Below are 3,432 nucleotides of genomic sequence, written 5' to 3'. Positions count from 1 at the left end.
GTCTTTCAACTGGCGCTAACGAGGAAAAGCCGAGTCTTCTGGATCCTCAAGGCGGACATCACGTCCTGGACGGCGACGGACCCAATGCGGGCGGAGGGCATCGACATGGCACTGGGAAGCCAGGCAAGAGTGAGTTTCCTGCGAACTGGTCTGACGACAAGATCAAGGGCGAGATTTCTGATGTTGCAACAGATCCCGGTTCGAGTCGTACTACTCAGCCCAACGGACGAATCAAGGTGCAGGGAACACGAGATGGCATTGACATAACCGTGATTGTTGAGCCGAACGGCAAGGGTGGTCGCATAGTTACGGGCTTTCCAACAAATACACCGAAAAATCCATGAATCTTACCCAGGGCTTGCTGAATCGGATCAGCGATATGCTCAACCGAGATGCAACAAACTATACCGTCTTCCTCCGACTGTATGAACTATCGGAGAGGTATGGTGTTGACGATTTGAGTGCCTGCATTCGTGAGGCTTTCGGTGAGAGTACGGAGGTCGAAAATGAAGAAGGGATAAGTGTCGAGGATATTCTCGTCGAAATGGGTGAGCTTCTAAGCTACGCCGGAGATTCTGGGGCCGGCCCCAGCGACTCGGTGTTGAACTCAAGGGAGTTTCAGGGGTTGCTTGTCGAGTTGAAGGATTGCACTTTGAGCTTGGCCAAGCAGGCTGACGCAGTGAAGAAATTCTGTTTCAGAGCAGGACATCCTGCATACCCTGTTTTTTGGGACTTTGCCTACGCCTTCTTTGCGGATGGGAAGGTATCAATCCTCATCGGATCCAGTTCCGACTAGCAGCGACCCTTGCGGGCAAGGGCTGGTTGAATACGACGCAGCGTTGATCGATGCACTACGTGATCGCGTCCAGCAACTCGCTCTCGATCTCGATCTGGGTCCGGTTCTGCTGCAAGGCCGAGCCATCGATCAGGAACGTATCTTCGACCCGCTCCCCCAGCGTCGTGATCTTCGCGAGCTGCAGGTTGATGTGGTGGCGTGCCAGCACCCGCGAGATCGCGTACAGCAGCCCGGAGCGGTCGCTGGTCGATACCGACAGCAGCCAGCGCTGGCCGCGCTCGTCCGGGCGCAGCAGCACCCGCGGCGTGATCGGGAACGACTTCACGCGGCGCGACAGCCGGCCACGGCTCGGGTCCGGCAACGGGCCCTCGGCCTTCAACGCGAGCGCCGCCTGCGTCTCCACCAGCGAGATCAGGTCGCGGTAGTGCTGCTCCATCTGCGGGCTGATCACCTGGAAGGTGTCGAGCGCATAGCCGGCACGCGTGGTGTGGATCTTCGCGTCCAGGATGTTGAAGCCGGCGCCGTCGAAGTAGCCGCAGATGCGCGCGAACAGGTCGGGCCGGTCGGGCGCGTACACCAGCACCTGCAGCCCTTCGCCCACCGACGACAGCCGCGCCCGCACGATCGGCTCGGTGCTCGTCACGTGGCGGAACAGCGAGCGCGCATGCCAGGCGATGTCGCCGGCATCGTGCCGCGCGAAATAGCTCAGCTCCAGCGTCTTCCACAGCGGCACCTCGGTGCCCGGCAGCAGCGAGTACAGGTTCAGCGTGTGCCGCGCATCCTGCCGGCGCGCCTCGATCTCGGCGTCCATGTTCGGCGTGGCGCCGCCCAGCGCGCGCAAGGTCAGTCGGTACAGGTCCTCGAGCAGCTTGCCCTTCCAGGCGTTCCACACCTTCGGGCTGGTGCCGCGGATGTCGGCCACCGTCAGCAGGTACAGCGCGGTCAGCCGGCGCTCTGTGCCCACCAGCTGCGCAAAGTTCTCGATCACCTCGGGGTCGCTCAGGTCTTCCTTCTGCGCGATGCGCGACATCGTCAGGTGGCCCTTGACCAGGAACTCGGCCAGCACGGTGTCGTCCTTGTCGAGCCCGTGGTCGCGGCAGAAGCGCCGCACCTCGGTGGCTCCCAGGTCGGAGTGGTCGCCGCCGCGGCCCTTGGCCACGTCGTGGAACAGCGCGGCGATGTACAGCACGTACGGCCGGTCCCAGGTGGAGGCGAGCTGCGAGCAGAACGGGTACTCGTGCGCATGCTCCGGGATGAAGAAGCGCCGCACGTTGCGCAGCACCATCAGGATGTGCTGGTCCACCGTGTAGACGTGGAACAGGTCGTGCTGCATCTGCCCGACGATGCGCCGGAACACCCACAGGTAGCGGCCCAGCACGCTGGTCTGGTTCATCAGCCGGAAGGCATGCGTCTGGCCTTCGGGCTGCTGCAGGATCTGCATGAAGATCGCGCGGTTCGCCGGGTCGCGCCGGAAATCGCCGTCCATCACCTCGCGGGCGTTGTACAGCGCGCGCAGCGTGCGCGCCGACAAGCCCTTGATGCCGGGTGTCTGCTGGTAGACCAGGAAGGTCTCGAGGATGGTGTGCGGCTCGCGCTCGTACAGGTCGTCGCTCGCCACCTCGAGCATGCCGGCGCGGTCGAAGAAGTGCGTGCCGATCGGGCGCATCGGCGCATCCTGCGAGCCGTTGATGCGTTCCTCGATGTTGAGCACCAGGATCTGGTTCAGCTGCGTCACCGCCTTGGCCGCCCAGTAGTAGCGGTGCATCAGCTGCTCGGACGCCCGGCGCATCTGCGTGGTCTCGTAGCCGAAGCTCTCGGCCACCGCGGTCTGCAGGTCGAACACCAGCCGGTCCTCGCGGCGGCCGGCCACCATGTGCAGCCGCGCGCGGATCAGGCGCAGCAGGCCCTCGTTGCGCTGCAGCTGCTTCACCTCGAACGGCGTGATCAGCCCCTTCGTCGCGAGCTCGGTCCAGGTGCGGCCCAGGCCCGCCGCGCGCGCGATCCAGACCACCATCTGCAGGTCGCGCAGGCCGCCGGGGCTTTCCTTGCAGTTCGGCTCCAGCGAGTAGGGCGTGTCCTCGTACTTCTGGTGGCGCTGGCGCATCTCCAGCGTCTTCGCGCGCAGGAAGGCCTTCGGGTCCATCGCGGCCGCATTCGCGCGCCGGAAGGCGTTGAACACGCGCTTCGAGCCGCACAGGTAGCGCGATTCGAGCAGCGCGGTCTGCACCGTCACGTCGCCATGCGCCTCGGCGACGCATTCGTCGACGGTGCGCACGCTCGAGCCGATCTCCAGCCCCAGGTCCCAGCAGGCGGTGATGAAGCCCTCGACCGAGGATTTCAGCGCATCGTTGTCGGAGCCTGGCGCGCCGATGCGGGCGTTGTGCAGCGCATCTCCGGGCGGCAGCAGCACCAGCACGTCAACGTCGGAGTGTGGGTACAGCTCGGCACGCCCGTAGCCGCCGACGGCCAGCAGCGCGGCACCCGGCGGCATCATCGCGTGCTCCCACAGGCCGAGCAGCGTCTGGTCGACGTGGCGGGCCAGCGCCCGCACCAGCCGGGTCGCGGCCGGCGCGGTGGCGCGCGACTCGCGGAAGTGCGCCATCAGCGCCGCCTTGCCCTCGCGGAAGCGGCTGCGC

The 3,432-nt window shown here is 65.0% G+C and carries 3 protein-coding genes; 2 read left to right on the top strand and 1 reads right to left on the bottom strand.

Features of this window, described 5'->3' with window-relative positions; all coding sequences use genetic code 11:
• Both AC1D15_RS22780 and AC1D15_RS22775 read left to right on the top strand, forming a co-directional pair.
• A partial coding sequence (locus tag AC1D15_RS22780; protein ID WP_477827759.1) for an EndoU domain-containing protein occupies positions 1-344 on the top strand: 344 nt, incomplete at its 5' end.
• Positions 341-796 carry a hypothetical protein gene (locus AC1D15_RS22775; RefSeq protein WP_477827758.1) on the top strand — a complete coding sequence of 152 codons (456 nt, stop codon included), beginning with the start codon at positions 341-343 and terminating at the stop codon, positions 794-796. The genes AC1D15_RS22780 and AC1D15_RS22775, both read left to right, overlap by 4 nt.
• Before the next feature lie 55 nt (positions 797-851).
• On the opposite strand, the gene AC1D15_RS22770 is transcribed toward AC1D15_RS22775, so the two are convergent.
• Positions 852-3,432, bottom strand: a 2,581-nt coding sequence (locus tag AC1D15_RS22770; RefSeq protein ID WP_477827757.1) for a [protein-PII] uridylyltransferase, incomplete at its 5' end; no start/stop codon positions are given.

Source organism: Rhizobacter sp. P2_H2 (assembly GCF_056403375.1).
Note: the sequence above shows the minus strand (reverse complement) of the source record. Positions and strands in the feature narration are given on the sequence as shown.

Coding starts and splice junctions, on each gene's coding strand:
- AC1D15_RS22775 (WP_477827758.1), top strand. CDS start 341: ATGAATCTTACCCAGGGCTTGCTGAATCGGATCAGCGATATGCTCAAC.